This is a genomic window from Leifsonia sp. Soil_N53 (assembly GCF_057655165.1).
On the sequence record NZ_JBDGMM010000044.1, the window covers coordinates 15,728 to 31,505 of the forward strand.

The following is a 15,778-nucleotide window of genomic DNA, read 5'->3' on the forward strand; positions in this document are numbered from 1 at the left end:
GTCTGGAGGTTGGTGAGAGCCACTTCGAGTGTCCTTGTCCTGGTCGCGTCCTGGATCGTCGGCGACGTTCGGGTCTCTAGTTGTGGGGGAGGGAGGCGGCGGTCTGCTGCAGCGTCTGAGCCGCTTGCTCAGGAGTCGCCTTGCCTGCCGCGACCGTGGTGGCCGCGACGCCGATCGCCGTCTGCAGGTTGGCGCTCACCGTCTCGAGCCGGGGCTCGGACGACGAGGTCGCCTTCTTGGCCAGGTCGATCAGGGCCGGCTTCTGGGTGGCGGAGTCGACGAGCTTGATGGCGTCCCACTCCGGGTTGACCCCGATCAGCGAGGGGATGTCGTTCAAGCCGTTTGCGATGGCCTGCTGGCCAGCCTGGGAGGTTCCGAGCCAGACCGCGAAGGTGGTCGCCGCCGCGGTGTGCTTGGACTTCGCGTTCACCGCGAGGCCGTAGTCGGAGTCGCCGAAGAGGGTCGGCGGGTTGCCCTTGCCTGCCACGTCGGGGAAGTCGACGGGGAGGATCGGGAAGTTGACCGGGTTTCCGACGCCGGCCGCGGAGATCGCCGCGGACATGCCGTCCTGGGTGGCGTACTGCATGTACCAGGTGCCCATCATGACCATGGCGTACTTCTGCGCCATGAAGTCGTTGCTCGCGTCCGGGTACTGCTGGACGCCGAGGGCGCCTTCCTCGAAGATGCCGTCGTCGAACATCGACTTCCAGATGCCGAGGGCCTTCACGATGGCCGGGTCGGTCCACTTGGCCTCACCCTTGGTGGCCTTGGTCCAGACTCCCGGCGAGACGCTGTCGGTGATGGCCTGGAGGGTGTCCTGGTCGAACGCGACCTGGCCGACGCCCTGGACGAAGCAGCCGACGTTGTGCTGCTTGAAGGTCGAGCACACGTCCTTCCACTCGGCGAGGGTGGTCGGCGGCTTCAGGCCGTACTTCTTGAACATGTCGGCGTTGATCCACAGCGATCCGGCGGAGGTGGAGCCGACCGAGACGGCGGCGAGCTTGCCCGCCTTCGTGGTGAGGCCGGCCACGTCGTTGGGCGCCAGCTTCGACTTCCAGTCGCTGCCCAGGGCCTTCTCGACCGCGGGCTTCAGGTCGATCGCGGACCCGGCGAAGGCGCTCATGTACTGCCCGGGGGAGATGTTGAAGATGTCGGGTCCGTTGGACGACGCGAGCGCGGGCCGGAGGGCGGCGTTCCAGCCGTCGATCGTCACCTGCTTGTAGGTGACGTGGATCTTCGGGTACTTCTTGTTGAACTCGGCGATGTACGCGGTTGCGTTGTTGGGCTGGGGGGTCCAGCCCCACCAGGTGACGTTGCCGGACGTGGCCGAACCGGCGGACGGGGCCTCGGACCCGCTGCAGGCGGCCAGCGACAGCGCCGCCAGGCCGGTTGCCGCGGCGATGACGCCGGTGCGAAGCAAACGCTTCGCTGATGAACTGCGGAACATTTCTACTCCTCGTGAGTGGACGGGCACAGCGTTGTGACCGGGACCCCCCTGCGACGGCTTCGCCCCATCGGGGGAAGCGGCGCTCCGGGATTTGCAGGGACCTCGGGGTGCATCTGGAGGTGACGACCGCAGCCGGCGGCGAGGAGAGAGAGTCCGAAAGAAGGTCTTCCTCGACCATCGGCGGGTGCCGCACATCTGCAACTGACTGCGACGGTACTCTCGCGATAAAACCTATGTCAACTATCCCAACCAAATAGGAAAATTTCGTAACTCCCGATGGCAAACGAAAACCGGCCCCGCGAATCGCGGGGCCGGTGCAGAGTTCGGGGCCGGTGCAGTGGAGGTCAGTGAACGAGCGGCTTGGTGCTCGCCCGGACCACGAGGTCGGTGGCGAGCTCGACGCGCACCTTCTCCGGGGCGTCGCCCGAGCTGAGGCGCAGCACCAGATTCGTGGCCTGCTCCGCCATCTCGACGATGGGCTGGCGGATCGTCGTCATCGGCGGTCCAGCCCACTGGGCGAGCGGGAGGTCGTCGTAGCCGACGACCGAGAGGTCGTTCGGGATCGACAGCCCTTTCGCCCTGGCCGCCTCGTACACGCCGAGCGCCTGGAGGTCGCTGCCGGCGAAGATGGCCGTCGGCGGGTTCGGGAGGGAGAGCAGCCGGTTCCCGCCGCTGATCCCGTCGCTCTGCAGGAACTCTCCCGGCACGAGCAGCTCCGGGCGGAAGGGGATGCCGGCCGCGTCGAGAGCGGAGCGGTATCCCGAGAGGCGCGCCTGGGAGCACAGCATGTCCGCCGGCCCCGTGATGATGCCGATGTCGCGGTGGCCCAGCTCGATCAGATGCCGGGTGGCCAGGAGGCCGCCCGTCCAGTTCGCCGACCCGATGGACGGGACGTCCGGGGCCGGACTGCCGGAGGGGTCGAGGATGACGAACGGGATGTTCCTCGTGCGGAGCTGGCGTTTCTGCGATGCGCTGAGATCCGAGCAGTTCAGCACGACGCCGAGCGGCTTGCGGCGCACCACGTCGTCGATCCAGTCGTCGGCCGGATGCAGCCGGTTGCCGCTCTGCGTCACGATGAGGCCGAGCCCGTTGGCGCGCGCGACGTGCTCGGCGCCCTTGATCACCTCGTAGACGCCCGGCGACTCCATCTCGTAGAACACCAGCTCGATCAGGGGCCGGATGGTCTGCTTCGCCGTCCGCTGGTTGTAGCCGTAGTCGTGGAGCAGCTCCTCGATCCGCGCGCGCACGGACTCCGAGACGCCGCCCTTGCCGTTCAGCACCTTGGAGACGGTCGAGATCGACACGTGCGCCTCGTCCGCGATGGTGGACAGGGTGGTTCGGCCCTTGTCGGTGGTGACCGTTTCTGACGACATGCACACACTGTAGCTCGGTTTCGCGCAATTTGACCGGTCAGCGACGGGAAATTTTACGCGATTCGAGCGCGAACTCGTCGACCTACGCGCTCAGTGGAACGCCGCAGCGCCGTTGACTGCGACGGTGGTCCCGGACGCGAAGCCGCCGGGCTCCGAGGCGAGGTACAGCGTCGTGGCGGCGACGTCGGCGGGAACGCCCGCGCGCCGGAGCGGGGTGGCGGCGATGGTCGCCTGCTGGTCGGCCTCCGGGGTGAATCGCTCGTGGAACGGGGTGTCCAGGATGAGCCCGGGGGCGACGGCGGACACCGCGATCCCGCGCGGACCGAGCTCCTTGGCGAGGGCCCTGGTGAGGCCCTCGACGCCCGCCTTGGCCGCCGCGTACGCTCCGGAGCCCGTGCCGCCGCCGTTGTGGCCGGCCAGCGAGGAGATGTTCACGATGCGGCCGCCCGCGGCCATCCGCGGCAGGGCGGCCCGCACCACGTAGAAGACGCTCGACAGGTTCAGCTCGATGACCCGGTGCCAGTGCGCGTCCTCCGCCGTCTCGAGCGCCTGGCGGGCCACGAGGCCGCCGGCGTTGTTGACCAGCACGTCGATCCGGCCGCCGAGGGCCTCGCCGAGCCTGTCCACGGTCGCGGTCACCTCCGCGCTGTCGGTCACGTCCATCCGCTCCGCGATCACCTGGCCGGCCAGCTGCTCCGGCACGGGCGACGCGTGCGTGGTGATCGCGACGCGGTCGCCGGCACGGAGGAACGCCTCGGCGATGCCGAGGCCGATGCCGGTCGCGCCTCCGGTGATCAGGACGCTTCGGGGGGTGTCGTTCACAAGTATCTCCATCTCGGTTGTGGGTTTCGGTGCAATCTCTTCCGGACTTGTGCACGCGACACGCCGGTCGGCGGCGTACACAACTCAGGAAGCGATGGCAGGGTCTCAGCCGGCCGAGGGCCGCATGACGACCTCGCTGACGGTCGCCCGCGCGGGCAGCCGGATGACGGCGAGGCAGATGTCGGCGATGTCCTCCGGCCGCAGCGCGCCGGCCAGCTCCTCGGGCGACGGCGCCGTCGGGCGGTGCCGCACGAAGGCGGTGTCGATGAGGCCGGGCGAGATGGTCGTGACGCGCACGCCGTCGCCGCCGGCCTCGACCGTGGTCGCCCGGGCGAGCGCGGCGAGACCCGCCTTGCTCGCCTGGTAGGCCGCGCCGGAGCCGTCGGCGACGGACGCGGCGACGGACGAGATGTGGACGATCAGGCCGCCGCCCTCGGAGCGGAAGGCGGGCAGCACCGCACGGGTGAGCAGGAACGCGGAGGTCAGGTTGCTGTCCAGGACCGACCGCCAGCCGGCTTCGTCGAGCTCGTCGAGCCGGCGCGCCTTGAGGTTGATCCCCACGGCGTTGACGACCACGTCGATGCCGCCGGCCGCGTTCCGCAGTGCGGAGACGGCGCTGTCGAGCTGCTCCGCCGACGTCGCGTCGGCGACCGCGACGTGCGCCGTCCCGCCGGCGTCGAGCACGTCCGCCCGCACGGCGTCGAGGCCGGCGCGGTCGCGGCCGAGCAGCAGGACCGTCATCCCCTGCTCCGCCGCGCGCACGGCCAGGGCGCGGCCGACACCGCCGGCCGCTCCCGCGATGAGAACGTTGCTGCCGGTTGCGCTCATCCGAGCCTCCTTGCGGTCGATGCCCGCACCACGAGCGTGGGCGGGAAGACGAGTGAGCGGCGCGCCTCGGCGCCGGCGTCGCCGGTCGTCAGCGCGACGACCGCCTCGGCCATCTCGCCCAGCGGCTGCCGGACCGTCGTCAGGGCGGGCGAGACGAGGGCGCCGATCGGGATGTCGTCGAAGCCGACCACCGCGACGTCGTCGCTGTCGCGGCCGGCCTCCCGGATCGCGGCGGACAGGCTCAGCGCGAACATGTCGTTGACGGCCACCAGAGCGGTGGGCGGGTCGTCGAGCGCGAGCAGCGCGTGCACCGCCGCGCGGGCGAGGGGATCGCTGTCCGCGTCCCCGAAGTCGGGGGAGAGCGGGACGAGGGCGTCGTCGAGCGGGATGCCGTTCTCGGCGAGGGCCCTCCGGTAGCCGGCCAGGCGCCGCCGGCGGCTGACCGTGCGGATCGCACCGGAGACGAAGGCGATGCGGCGGTGCCCGCGCTCGACCAGGTGCTGCGTGGCCAGCCACGCTCCGGCCTCGTTGTCGACGCTGACGTTCAGCAGCCCGGGCGGGTCCGACTCCTGGTGCTCACGGTCGAACGCGACGATCTGCACACCGGCGTCCATCGCGGGCCGCAGATGATCGAGCGAGGGCAGCGAGGTGGAGAGGACGATGTGCTCGACGCCGTCGGCCCAGAGCTGTTCGACGTAGGAGCGTTCGCGCTCCGGTTCGCGCTCGCTGTTGCACAGGTAGACCTGCCGGCCGCGCGCGTGGAACGCCGTCTCCAGGTGTGCGGCCCACGAGCCCCAGAACGGGTTGGCGACGGAGGGGACGATGAGCCCGAAGGTCGGATTGGGCGCGCCGCGCAGTTGCCGGGCGACCCGGTTCGGCCGGTAGGAGAGCGATTCCATCGCCTCGAGCACGCGCCGGCGCGTCTCCGGCTGCATGAGATGCTCGCGGGCGTTGAGCAGGTTCGAGACGGTGGAGGGCGATACTCCGGCGGCCTGGGCCACGTCTTTGATCGTCGCGATCGCTCTCACCTCATCTTCGGGTTGCCCTGTCATGGATGCACTGTATCGTTGCACAAGCTACTGTATCGTTGCACAAAATCCCCCCGCCGTCTCGAACCGAGGAGTTCGCCATGCCGCACGATCACCCGCCGACGACCTGGAGCGTCTTCACCAAACCGTGGCGCGAGCCCGAGATCGCCGCCCTCGGCGAGCTGGTCGCCGCCATGGGGTTCGACGCCGTGGAGCTGCCGGTGCGCCCCGGCTACCAGGTGGCGCCGGCCGAGGTCGCCACCGCCCTCCCGGCCGCCGTGCGCGAGCTCGGGCGGGCGGGCGTGACGATCGCCAGCGTCGCCTCCGGCACCGACGAGGCCACCTTCGCGGCCTGCGCCGAGGCGGGCGTGCCGTTCATCCGGATCATGGTGCCGATCGGCCCCGACGGTTACGCCGCGACGGGCGCCGAGTTCCGCAGGAGCCTCGACGTCCTCGCCCAGCGCGCCGAACGGCACGGCGTCCGGGTCGCGATCCAGCCGCACTACGACGACTACATCGCCGACTCCTCCGAGCTCTTCGCTCTGCTGCGCGACGTGGACCCGCGGTTCGTCGCCGCGATCTGGGACTCCGCGCACGACGCCCTCGCGCGCAAGCGGCCCGAGCACGGGCTGGAGCTGCTCTGGCCGTGGCTCGGCATCGTCAACCTCAAGAGCGCGTACTTCGCGCGCGTCGAGGACGCCGTCTCCGCGCACGGCGATCCCGTCTGGGAGCCGGTCTTCACCGATGCCCGCAGCGGGATGGCCGAGTGGGGCCGCGCTCTCGGCTACCTCGAGGAGCACGGCTTCGCCGGGCCGATCTGCCTGACGGCGGAGTACACCGACGAGAGCGACCTCGTCGCCAAGGTGACCCGCGACCTCGAATACGCGCGGAGCCTGCAGGCCGCGGCGCACGGCGCCGTCGGAGCGTCGCGGTGAGCGCCGTCGCGGAACGGACGGTGCGGGTCGCCGTCATCGGGGCCGGGCAGATGGCGAACCTCGTGCACTATCCGTCGCTGGTCTCGCTGCCCGGGGTGGAGATCGTCGGCATCTGCGACATCTCGCCCGAGCGTCTGCAGGCGACCGGCGAGCGGTGGGGGATCGCCGACCGGTTCGACGACTGGTCGGCCATGCTCGACGAGACGCGCCCCGACGCCGTGTACGTCATCGGGCCGCCCGAGCTGATGTTCGGGATCTGGTGCGCGTGCCTCCAGCGCGGGCTCGACCTCTTCGTGGAGAAGCCGCTCGGCCTGACCCTGCACCAGGCGCGCACGCTCGCCCGGCTCGCCGAGGAGAACGGCTGCGTCACGCAGGTCGGCTTCCAGCGGCGCACGTCCCCGCTGCTCGAGCGCATGCTGGAGCGCGTCCGCGAGCACGGCGACGTCGTCCACGCGGTGTGCCGGTTCTACAAGAACGATCCGACCCCGATGGTGTCCGCGCGCGACCGGATGATGGACGACGGCGTGCACGTCATCGACACCCTCCGGCATCTCTGCGGCGGCGAGCTCGTCGCCGTCTCGGACGTGACGCGCCGGGTGGTCGTCGACGACCTCAACTTCATCGCGGCGACCCTCGAGTTCGACACCGGCGCGGTCGGCGTGATGCTCACCAGCTGGACCAGCGGCCGGCGGACCTTCGGCGTGGAGATCCACGCGCCCGGCGTCATGGCGGAAGGCGACCTCGAAGTGGGCGGCACCGTCTGGGACGCCGACGGGTCCCTGGAGCTGGATGCCGCCGAGGTGGCGGGATCGGCGGAGCTGCACGTCCGCGGCGGCTTCCGTGCCAAGAGCGCGGAGTTCATCGACTCCGTGCGCTCGCGGCGGCTCCCGTCGTCGCATTTCGGCGACGCCCTGAAGACCATGACGATCGCGGAGGTCATCCTCGCGCACGACGTGCTCCGGGAGGCGGTTTGAGCGAAACGTTTAGTCTTTTGCGGAAAAGCTTGACTCCGCACCACCGTATTTCCTAGCATTCCATTTGGTCGTAACGTTTCGCTTTGGCACTCAAGGAGGAGTTCATGAAGTCAGGATTGAAAACCCTGAGAGGACGGGGACGCGTCGGCGCCTCCATTCTGGTCGCGGGAACGCTCGCGCTCGGCCTCGCAGCGTGTTCGGGAGGCAGCGACTCGTCGTCCGGCCTGTCCGGCGACACGCTCAAGATGTACACGTGGATCGGCGGCAAGCCGGACAAGCAGCAGTGGAGCGACTACATCGCCGGCGGAAAGCACGCCGACCCGAAGGTCGCCGTGAGCTTCTCCGGTCCGCCCATCAACGACTACTACACCAAGCTCCCGACCGTGATGAAGAGCAGCAGCGCCCCGTGCCTGGTGACCTTCCAGAACGGCCGGGTGAACCCGTACGTGCAGGGGCTCGAGCCGCTGGACGACCTGGCGAAGAAGAACAAGCTCGACCTGTCGGCGTACAGCTCGGCCATGCTCGAGCAGCTCAGCGTCGACGGCAAGCTCTACGCCATCCCGTTCAACGCCGGGCCCAACGTGATCTTCTACAACAAGAAGCTGTTCAAGGACGCCGGTGTGGCGGAGCCCACCAGCAACTGGACCGTCGACGACTTCATCTCGACGGCCAAGGCCACGACGAAGAACGGCGTCTACGGCTTCGCGATCGGGCAGGGCTCGACCCCCATCAGCACCCTGATGGCGGCGGACGGGCACCCCTACGCGGACAAGAACGGTCCGAAGCTCGATGACCCGAACTTCAAGAACGCCCTCCAGCTGCTCGTCGACCTGGCGAACAAGTACAAGGTGGCGAAGCCCCTCGAGGCGGCCGCCGGCGGCACGTTCCCGGACATCGACGCCTTCAGCACCGGCCAGGCGGCCATGTCGCTCGAGGGTCTCTGGGACCTGCAGCACGAGCAGCAGACCCTGGGCAAGGACAACGTCGGCATCGCGGTGATCCCGAGCACGAGCGGCAAGTCCAAGGGCTTCATCAGCGGCTCGGGCTTCGGCATCACGAAGACCTGCGGCGACAAGCAGAAGGCCTTCCAGGCCGTCGAGGCCATGACCAGCAAGAGCGGACTCGAGTTCGTGACGAAGTCGCAGGCCTCGGTCCCGGCTCGGCTGGACGCGCTGGACGCCTGGACGACCAACGTCGGCTCGCCGACCTTCGCCGCGGTCATCAAGCAGATGACGTTCGACGCGACCCCGTCGCCGGTGCCGTCCGACCAGGCCCAGCTCGACACGCTCCTGACCCAGTACGAGGTCGACGCGTTCTCGGGCAAGAGCACGGTGGCCCAGGTGCTGCAGCAGGTGAAGGCCGGCCTCGGGCAATGACGTTCGTGCGTCTGGACCAGGCGGAGAAAGAGGTCTCCAGCGGGTCCGTCGCGCCCCAGGACCGTCCGAGGGGCCGGGCTCGTCGCCGGCCCCTCGGAGGCCCCCGCTGGGTGGGGTGGGTGTTCGTCCTCCCGGGGCTCGTCGGGCTGGCGGTGTTCATCGTCATCCCTCAGCTTGCCTCGCTCATCCTGGGGTTCTCGAACTCCACGCTGCTCGGCGGCACGCAGTTCACCGGTACGGCGAACTACGTGCGGCTGCTGCACGACCCGCAATTCCTCAACAGCGTCCTGGTGACCGCGATCTTCGTGCTGGTGTACGTCCCGGCGAACATCGGGATCTCGATGGCGATGGCGCTCTGGCTGAAGACGCGCATCGCCGGGCGGAACTGGCTGCGCGTGATCTTCCTGATCCCCGCGCTGTCGCCGATGGTGGCGAACGCCGCCGTCTTCCGCCTGCTGTTCCAGAAGGACGGTGCCGTCAACGAAGGCCTCCAGGCCATCGGCCTCGGTCCGATCCCCTGGCTGAGCGACGGCAACTGGGCGCTGGCCGTCGTGATCGGGGTCTCGCTCTGGCAGTCCTTCGGCTACAACATGATCGTGCTCGGCGCGGGGCTGGACTCCATCAGTCCCGATGTCATCGCGGCGTCGAGGATCGACGGGGCCGGGCGGTTCCGCCGCCTGTTCTCGATCACGCTGCCGCTGGTCAGCCCCGCGCTGTTCTTCACCACGGTGCTGACCGTGATCGGCGCGTGGCAGACGTTCGCCCAGGCCTACGTCATCACCGGCGGCGGCCCGGGCAACAGCACCATGACGATCATGCTGTACCTCTATCAGACCGCCTTCACCAACAACGAGCTCGGGTACGCGTCGGCGATCGCCACCGTGCTGTTCCTGATCATCGCGATCTTCACGCTGTTCCAACTCTGGGGGCAGAGGAAGTGGGTCCACTATGACTGAGCACCAGTTGCGCGCCTCCGCGTCGCCCTGGCGCCGCCGCGGGCGGGCCGCCGGGTCCGCCGCGAACACCACGGCCGCGTGGCTCTTCGCGCTCGTGTTCTCGTTCCCGCTGATCTGGACCGTGTTCACCGCGCTGAAGCCGGCGAACGAGGTCTTCGGCGCCCAGATCAGCTTCATCGGCTCGAAGGTGCTCTGGTCGAACTTCGTCGACGCGTGGACCGAGGTCGACTTCGGGCGCCTCCTGCTGAACAGCCTGGTCGTCGCCGCCATCTCGACGGCGCTCACGCTCGTGGTCGCGACGCTCACCGCCTTCGCCTTCGCGCGACTGCGGTTCCCCGGCCGGAGCGCGGTCTTCCTGCTGTTCGTGATCACGCTGACGCTGCCGAGCGAGGTGGCGGTCGTGCCGCTGTTCCTCGGCTTCGACCAGGCGGGGCTCGCGGACACCTGGGTGGCGCTGATCCTGCCGGGACTCTTCGGCGCCTTCGGGGCGTTCCTGCTCCGCCAGTTCATGCTCCAGATCCCCGCGGAGCTGGAGGAGGCCGCCCGGCTCGACGGAGCGTCCACCTGGCGCATCCTGATCAGCGTCATCGTCCCGCTCGTGCGCCCCGCGCTGTCGGTGCTGGCGATCTTCGCCTTCCTGGGGAGCTGGAACAGCTTCCTGTGGCCGTTGATCATCCTGAACAGCTCGGAGAAGTGGACGATCCCGATCGGGATCGCCGGCTTCACCACCCAGACCGGAACGCAGTGGCAGCTGCTGATGGCCGCCTGCGTGATGACGATCCTCCCCGTGGTGATCGTCGTCGCCTTTGCCCAGAGACAACTGGTGGCCGCGATCGGCGCGGGCGCCTTCGGCGGCCGTTGAGCCGCGACGGACGGAGATCTGTGAACCTCGAACCCCTCGACCCCTCGACCCTGCCGGCGCCGGTGGACGTCTCGGACAATCGCGCGGCCCTCGCGCAGATCGACGCCGTCATCGACGCCGGGCCGTACGACGCCACCTGGGAGTCGCTCTCCGGGTATCGCGCACCGCAGTGGTACCGGGACGCCCGGTTCGGAATCTTCCTGCACTGGGGCGCCTTCTCGGTGCCGGCGTTCGGCAACGAATGGTATCCGCGGACGATGTACCGGCGCGGGACGCCCGCGTTCGAGCACCACGTGGCGACCTACGGGCCGCACGATCGCTTCGGCTACAAGGACTTCCTCCCGCATTTCCGCATGGAGCACTTCGACCCGGACGAGTGGGTCGCCCTCTTCAAGCGGGCCGGCGCGCAGTTCGTGGTGCCGGTCGCCGAGCACCACGACGGCTATGCGATGTATGAGACGGCGCGCTCGCGCTGGAAGGCTACCGCGATCGGTCCGCAGCGCGACGTGATGGGGGACCTCCTGTCGGCTGTGGACCGGTCGTGGTTGGTCACCGGAGCCTCCACCCACCGGGCGGAGCACTGGTTCTTCATGAACGCGGGAGCGGAGTTCGACTCCGACGTGCGCGATCCCGCCTACGCCGATCTCTACGGCCCTGCACTGCGCAAGGAGATGAACCCGACCGAGCGGTTCCTCGAGGACTGGCTGCTGCGCACGGTCGAGATCATCGACTCGTACCGGCCGCAGATCCTGTACTTCGACACCGGCATCGAGGAGCCGTCGTTCGAGCCCTATGTCCGCCGGCTCGCCGCGTACTACTACAACCGGGCCGCCGAGTGGGGGCGCGAGGTCGTCATCAACTACAAGTGGGAGTCGTTCGCGCCGGGTTCGGCGGTGCTCGACGTCGAGCGCGGCACGATGGGCGGCATCCGCGCCGACGTCTGGCAGAACGACACCTCGGTGTCGCGGACGTCGTGGAGCTGGGTGGAGGGCCACGACTACAAGGACGCCTCCGAGCTCATCCAGGAGCTCGTCGACGTGGTCTCCAAGAACGGCAACCTGCTGCTCAACATCGGCCCGCGCCCCGACGGCACGATCCCCGAGGAGGAGGCCACGCTGCTGGAGACGATGGGAGACTGGCTGGCCGGGCACGGCGAGGCGATCTACGGCTCGAGCCCGTGGACCGTCTTCGGCGAGGGGCCGACCGCTCCCACCGCCGGATCGTTCACCGACGCCGCCTCCGCCGTGTACACCGCGGAGGACATCCGGTTCACCACGATGACCGAGGTGGGGCACCGCTACGTCTACGCGATCGGCATGGTCCGGCCGGAGGACGGCCGGATGCGGATCCGCAGCTTCGGCTCGGGGAGCCGGTTCGTCGATCGTCCCATCGTGGACGTCCGCGTGCTGGGCTCCCGCGACCGGCCCGAATGGACGAGGACGGACGAGTACCTCGAAGTCGTGCTCCCCGCCTCCGAGACAAGCGGGCCGGGCGGGGCCGTGGTGCGGATCGAGCTGGAGCCCGAGGCCGCGGAGACGCGCATCGACTTCTTCCACGGACTGAACATCTAGCGATGCGCGCGTTCGTGATGGACGGCCCGGGCAGCGGCTCCGTCGTCGAGGTGCCCGATCCCCGGGCCGGCGACTACGACGCCGAGGTCGAGCTGCTCTGGTGCGGCGTGTGCTCCAGCACCGACCGGATGCTCCGCGCCGGCACCTTCCGCGGCGGCGTCTCGTACCCGAGCATCCTGGGCCACGAGTCGGTGGGCCGCGTGACCGCGATCGGCTCCGGCGTGCGCAATCTCGCCGTCGGCGATCTCGTGACGCGCCCCGCCGCGTACGCTCCGGAGTCCGCGCCGCTCGCGATGCACTGGGGCGGGTTCGCCGAGCGCGGGGTCGTCCGCGACCTCCGTGCGGAGGCCGAGGACCACGGCGCCGTCGCGGCCGCCGCGCCCTGGGTGCGGCTGGAGCCCGGCACCGATCCGGAGTCCGCCGCGCTCGCCATCAGCCTCAGCGAGACGTTCAGCGTGATCTGCCGCGAGGACCTGGTCGGCAAGACCGTGGTGGTCGTCGGCACGGGAGTCGCCGGCCTCTCGCTGATGCGGTTCGCGTCTCTCCTGGGCGCCGCCCGGATCATCGGCGTCGGGCGCCGGGCCGCGCGGCTCGACGCGGCGGCGCTCGCCGGAGCGACCGAGACCCTGCTCGCCGAGGACGCCGCCGCCGAGCTGGCGCGTCGCGGCGACGCGGACCTCGTGTTCGAGGCGTCCGGGCAGGCGGCCATGGTCGGCACCGGGCTCGGCTGGCTCCGCACCGGAGGCCGGCTCATCGTCTACAGCGCCGCCGAGGACGCGGCATCCCTGGACCTCATGGCCGCCCCGCGCGACGTCGACCTGCGGGTCGCGTCGACGCACGAGACCGCGGTGCTGCCCGGCGTCGTGCGGCTCGTCGAGTCGGGCGCGCTCGGTCTCGGGTCGTTCGTCGCGCTCCGCGTCGACCTCCCCGACATCGCCTCCGCGTTCGAGGCGATCGAGCACGGCGACGTCGTCAAAGCACTGGTACGGCTGGGCTGAAGCGATGCCCGCAGCCACGCCGTCCGCATCCCCATCGAAACGGAGAACACACACATGACCACGATCGACAGCGTCCCCACCCGTCGCCTCGCGAGCGGGGCCGAGATGCCCGCGATCGGCGTGGGAACCTTCGGGTCGGACCACTACGGTCCGGACGAGGTCGCCGCCGCGGTCGGGGGCGCGATCCGCGCGGGCTACCGCCTGATCGACTGCGCCGCGGTGTACGGCAACGAGGCCCAGGTGGGCGCCGTCCTGGAGGACGCCATCACCGGCGGGGTGCCCCGCGACGAGCTCTTCGTCATGTCGAAGGTCTGGAACGACGCGCACGAGCCGGCCGCGGCCGTCGCCTCGGTCCGCCGGTCGTTGCGGGACCTCCGTCTCGACGTGCTCGACGCCGTGTTCGTGCACTGGCCGTTCCCGAACCACCACGCGCCGTTCGCGGACGCGGCCGAGCGCGACGCTCACGCCCGCCCCTACCTCCACGAGGAGTACATGGCGCTGTGGCACGCGTTGGAGGAGCTCGTCGACGAGGGCGTGGTGCGTCACCTCGGGACCTCGAACGTCACCATCCCGAAGCTGAGCGCGATCCTCGGCGACGCCCGGATCGCTCCGGCGCTCAACGAGATGGAGCTGCACCCGTGCTTCCAGCAGCCCGAGCTGTTCCGGTTCTGCCTCGATCACGGGATCCAGCCGGTGGGGTACTCGCCGCTCGGCTCGCCGTCGCGACCCGAACGCGACCGCGATGACGAGGACGTCTCCGACATGGCGCATCCCGTCGTCGTGTCGATCGCCGAGGCGCACGGCGTGCACCCGGCGCTGGTCTGCCTGAAGTGGGCGGTCCAGCGCGGTCAGGTGCCGATCCCGTTCTCGGTCAAGGAGTCGCAGTACACCGCCAACCTGCGGGCCGTCGTGGAGGACCCGCTGACTCCCGCCGAGCTCGAGCTGCTGCGGTCCGCGGAGCGCAACAACCGCCTGATCAAGGGGCAGGTGTTCCTCTGGCCGGGCGCCACGAGCTGGCTGGAGCTCTGGGACGTCGACGGCACGATACCCGGCTGGGACGGCTACGCGGCCGACCGCTCTGCAGTGGAGGCGAACGCATGATCACCGGACCTCTCGTCCACCCGCCCCTGCTGGAGGCGCTGGCCTCCTCCGGCCACGGCTCCGGAGTGCTCATCGCGGACGGGAACTACCCGTATCTGACCGCGACGGGTCCGGGCGTGCGGCTGATCCACCTCAACCTGCGTCCCGGCCTCCTCGACGTGACGTCAGTGCTGGAGGCTGTGCTCACCACCGTCAACGTCGAGTCGGCGACCGTGATGCAGACCCCGGCCGGGGTGTCCGCACCGGCTCAGGACGAGTACGCGCGGATGCTCGGCGACGGCGTGCCGTTCGAGAAGGTCGATCGGTTCGCCTTCTACGACCGGGTGCGCTCGCCCGATGTCGGCGTGGTCATCGCGACCGGCGACGAGCGCCTGTACGGCAACCTGCTCCTCACGGTCGGCCTGCGCTGAGCTGAGGGGCGCCGCTCACTCGTCGAGTCGGAGGACGGAGGCGCCGGGGATCAGCTGCGGTTCGAGGTACTCGATCCGCGGCGCCGGGCGCTCGTCCTCGGACTCGATGTCGTCGGCGATCATGCGCGCGGCGTGCTGGGCGATCTCGCGCAGGGGCTGGACGATGACGGTCAGCTTCGGCACCAGCGCCTGGGCCAGCTCGCGGCTGTCGAACCCGACGACGGAGATGTCCTTGCCGATGCGCAGCCCCGAGTCGTTGATGGCGGTCACCGCGCCCAGGGTGAGCTCGTAGTTGGCCGTGAAGACGGCCGTGGGGCGCGGCCGGAGGGTGAGCAGCTCCTGTGCCGCCCGGTAGCCCGCGTCGATGGTCAACGGCACCAGGCGCTGCAGCGCGGGATCGGCCTCGACGCCGTCGGAGGCCAGGGCGTCCACGAACCCCTTGGTCCGCAGGCGCATGGACGAGATCACCGGGTCGCCGCCGATGAAGCCGATCCTGCGGTGGCCGTGGTCGAGCAGGTGCCGGGCGCCGAGGGCGCCCGCCGCCTCGTTGTCGAGGAACACGCCGTCGGCCCGGATGTCGTCGATGAACCAGTCCACCATCACGACCGGCACCTGCTTGGCGGCGGCGGTGAGCGCCGGCACGTCGTGCGGCGAGGTGACCGCCACGATCCCGTCGACCATCCGGCCCATCAGGAGGTCGACGGTCTCGTCGCGCGGATCGGGGCTCGCCGCCACGATGACGCTGATCCCGCGCGGGCGGAGCGCCTCCTCGACACCGGCGATGATGGTCAGGTGGAAGTCGTTGTCGAGCGCGGGCAGCAGCACCCCGACCGTCCGCGACCGCCGCGAGCGCAGCGTGCGGGCGAACTGGTTCGGCCGGAACTCGAGCTCGCGCGCGGCGGTCTCGATGGCTTCGCGATTGGCCTCCAGCACGTTGCGCCCGTTGAAGTATTTGGAGATCGTCGCGAGCGACAGCCCGGTGGCCCGCTGGATGTCCTTGTAGGTCGTCACAACCACGTCTTCCCCTGATGTCCAGGGCCCGCAGCCTCGACGGCTGGTGATTCGCGGGCCCGCGTCCGCCCAGCATAATCGAGGCG

15 protein-coding genes are annotated in these 15,778 nt (G+C 69.9%); 9 read left to right on the plus strand and 6 right to left on the minus strand.

The genetic code is table 11. The annotated features are described in order from the left end of the window. Nucleotides 1-76 precede the first annotated feature (76 nt). The 5 genes from AC3A3H_RS05075 to AC3A3H_RS05095 form a co-directional block, all read right to left on the minus strand. On the minus strand, nucleotides 77-1,447 hold the full coding sequence (locus AC3A3H_RS05075; RefSeq protein ID WP_487613459.1) for an ABC transporter substrate-binding protein: 1,371 nt from the start codon (nucleotides 1,445-1,447) through the stop codon (nucleotides 77-79). A 344-nt stretch (nucleotides 1,448-1,791) separates the two neighbouring features. Then, nucleotides 1,792-2,820: a LacI family DNA-binding transcriptional regulator gene (locus tag AC3A3H_RS05080; protein WP_487613460.1), complete on the minus strand. Its 1,029-nt coding sequence runs from the start codon at nucleotides 2,818-2,820 to the stop codon at nucleotides 1,792-1,794. Nucleotides 2,821-2,910: 90 nt separating this feature from the next. Beyond that, nucleotides 2,911-3,642 carry an SDR family NAD(P)-dependent oxidoreductase gene (locus AC3A3H_RS05085; protein ID WP_487613461.1) on the minus strand — a complete coding sequence of 244 codons (732 nt, stop codon included), beginning with the start codon at nucleotides 3,640-3,642 and terminating at the stop codon, nucleotides 2,911-2,913. Between the two features lie 105 nt (nucleotides 3,643-3,747). Next, nucleotides 3,748-4,470: an SDR family oxidoreductase gene (locus tag AC3A3H_RS05090; protein WP_487613462.1), complete on the minus strand. Its 723-nt coding sequence runs from the start codon at nucleotides 4,468-4,470 to the stop codon at nucleotides 3,748-3,750. Next, nucleotides 4,467-5,522, minus strand: coding sequence for a LacI family DNA-binding transcriptional regulator (locus tag AC3A3H_RS05095; protein ID WP_487613463.1), 1,056 nt, complete (start codon nucleotides 5,520-5,522; stop codon nucleotides 4,467-4,469). Before AC3A3H_RS05095 ends, AC3A3H_RS05090 begins: the two co-directional genes overlap by 4 nt. A gap of 77 nt (nucleotides 5,523-5,599) precedes the next feature. On the opposite strand from AC3A3H_RS05095, the gene AC3A3H_RS05100 reads away from it, so the two are divergent. The 9 genes from AC3A3H_RS05100 to AC3A3H_RS05140 all read left to right on the plus strand — a co-directional run bounded on the left by AC3A3H_RS05100 (nucleotide 5,600) and on the right by AC3A3H_RS05140 (nucleotide 14,681). Then, nucleotides 5,600-6,433 (plus strand): sugar phosphate isomerase/epimerase family protein, encoded by an 834-nt coding sequence (locus AC3A3H_RS05100; protein WP_487613464.1) that lies wholly within the window; start codon nucleotides 5,600-5,602, stop codon nucleotides 6,431-6,433. Then, entirely contained in the window at nucleotides 6,430-7,407 is a 978-nt protein-coding gene (locus AC3A3H_RS05105; RefSeq protein WP_487613465.1) for a Gfo/Idh/MocA family protein, read from the plus strand. The genes AC3A3H_RS05100 and AC3A3H_RS05105 overlap by 4 nt, the downstream gene beginning before the upstream one ends. Nucleotides 7,408-7,511: 104 nt before the next feature. Further along, nucleotides 7,512-8,783, plus strand: a complete 1,272-nt coding sequence (locus tag AC3A3H_RS05110) for an ABC transporter substrate-binding protein (protein WP_487613466.1) — start codon at nucleotides 7,512-7,514, stop codon at nucleotides 8,781-8,783. A 119-nt stretch (nucleotides 8,784-8,902) separates the two neighbouring features. Further along, nucleotides 8,903-9,739, plus strand: coding sequence for a carbohydrate ABC transporter permease (locus AC3A3H_RS05115; RefSeq protein ID WP_487613467.1), 837 nt, complete (start codon nucleotides 8,903-8,905; stop codon nucleotides 9,737-9,739). Further along, nucleotides 9,732-10,601, plus strand: coding sequence for a carbohydrate ABC transporter permease (locus AC3A3H_RS05120; RefSeq protein WP_487613468.1), 870 nt, complete (start codon nucleotides 9,732-9,734; stop codon nucleotides 10,599-10,601). The genes AC3A3H_RS05115 and AC3A3H_RS05120 overlap by 8 nt, the downstream gene beginning before the upstream one ends. Before the next feature lie 20 nt (nucleotides 10,602-10,621). Then, complete coding sequence (locus tag AC3A3H_RS05125) at nucleotides 10,622-12,172, plus strand: alpha-L-fucosidase (protein WP_487613469.1); 1,551 nt, start codon at nucleotides 10,622-10,624, stop codon at nucleotides 12,170-12,172. A gap of 2 nt (nucleotides 12,173-12,174) precedes the next feature. After that, the gene (locus AC3A3H_RS05130; RefSeq protein ID WP_487613470.1) at nucleotides 12,175-13,170 is read left to right on the plus strand and encodes a zinc-binding dehydrogenase; all 996 of its coding nucleotides are present in this window, start codon (nucleotides 12,175-12,177) and stop codon (nucleotides 13,168-13,170) included. Nucleotides 13,171-13,224: 54 nt separating this feature from the next. Continuing rightward, nucleotides 13,225-14,271 carry an aldo/keto reductase gene (locus tag AC3A3H_RS05135; RefSeq protein WP_487613471.1) on the plus strand — a complete coding sequence of 349 codons (1,047 nt, stop codon included), beginning with the start codon at nucleotides 13,225-13,227 and terminating at the stop codon, nucleotides 14,269-14,271. Next, complete coding sequence (locus AC3A3H_RS05140) at nucleotides 14,268-14,681, plus strand: RbsD/FucU family protein (RefSeq protein WP_487613472.1); 414 nt, start codon at nucleotides 14,268-14,270, stop codon at nucleotides 14,679-14,681. Before AC3A3H_RS05135 ends, AC3A3H_RS05140 begins: the two co-directional genes overlap by 4 nt. A gap of 15 nt (nucleotides 14,682-14,696) precedes the next feature. Here AC3A3H_RS05140 and AC3A3H_RS05145 read toward each other — a convergent pair whose 3' ends face one another. After that, nucleotides 14,697-15,698 (minus strand): LacI family DNA-binding transcriptional regulator, encoded by a 1,002-nt coding sequence (locus AC3A3H_RS05145; RefSeq protein ID WP_487613473.1) that lies wholly within the window; start codon nucleotides 15,696-15,698, stop codon nucleotides 14,697-14,699. Nucleotides 15,699-15,778: the final 80 nt, after the last annotated feature.

Bases quoted from the DNA above. Each gene is read 5' to 3' on its own strand.
- AC3A3H_RS05080 (WP_487613460.1), bottom strand. From the start codon at position 2,820: ATGTCGTCAGAAACGGTCACCACCGACAAGGGCCGAACCACCCTGTCC.
- AC3A3H_RS05140 (WP_487613472.1), top strand. From the start codon at position 14,268: ATGATCACCGGACCTCTCGTCCACCCGCCCCTGCTGGAGGCGCTGGCC.
- AC3A3H_RS05110 (WP_487613466.1), top strand. From the start codon at position 7,512: ATGAAGTCAGGATTGAAAACCCTGAGAGGACGGGGACGCGTCGGCGCC.
- AC3A3H_RS05095 (WP_487613463.1), bottom strand. From the start codon at position 5,522: ATGACAGGGCAACCCGAAGATGAGGTGAGAGCGATCGCGACGATCAAA.
- AC3A3H_RS05135 (WP_487613471.1), top strand. From the start codon at position 13,225: ATGACCACGATCGACAGCGTCCCCACCCGTCGCCTCGCGAGCGGGGCC.
- AC3A3H_RS05130 (WP_487613470.1), top strand. From the start codon at position 12,175: ATGCGCGCGTTCGTGATGGACGGCCCGGGCAGCGGCTCCGTCGTCGAG.
- AC3A3H_RS05090 (WP_487613462.1), bottom strand. From the start codon at position 4,470: ATGAGCGCAACCGGCAGCAACGTTCTCATCGCGGGAGCGGCCGGCGGT.
- AC3A3H_RS05075 (WP_487613459.1), bottom strand. From the start codon at position 1,447: ATGTTCCGCAGTTCATCAGCGAAGCGTTTGCTTCGCACCGGCGTCATC.
- AC3A3H_RS05120 (WP_487613468.1), top strand. From the start codon at position 9,732: ATGACTGAGCACCAGTTGCGCGCCTCCGCGTCGCCCTGGCGCCGCCGC.
- AC3A3H_RS05100 (WP_487613464.1), top strand. From the start codon at position 5,600: ATGCCGCACGATCACCCGCCGACGACCTGGAGCGTCTTCACCAAACCG.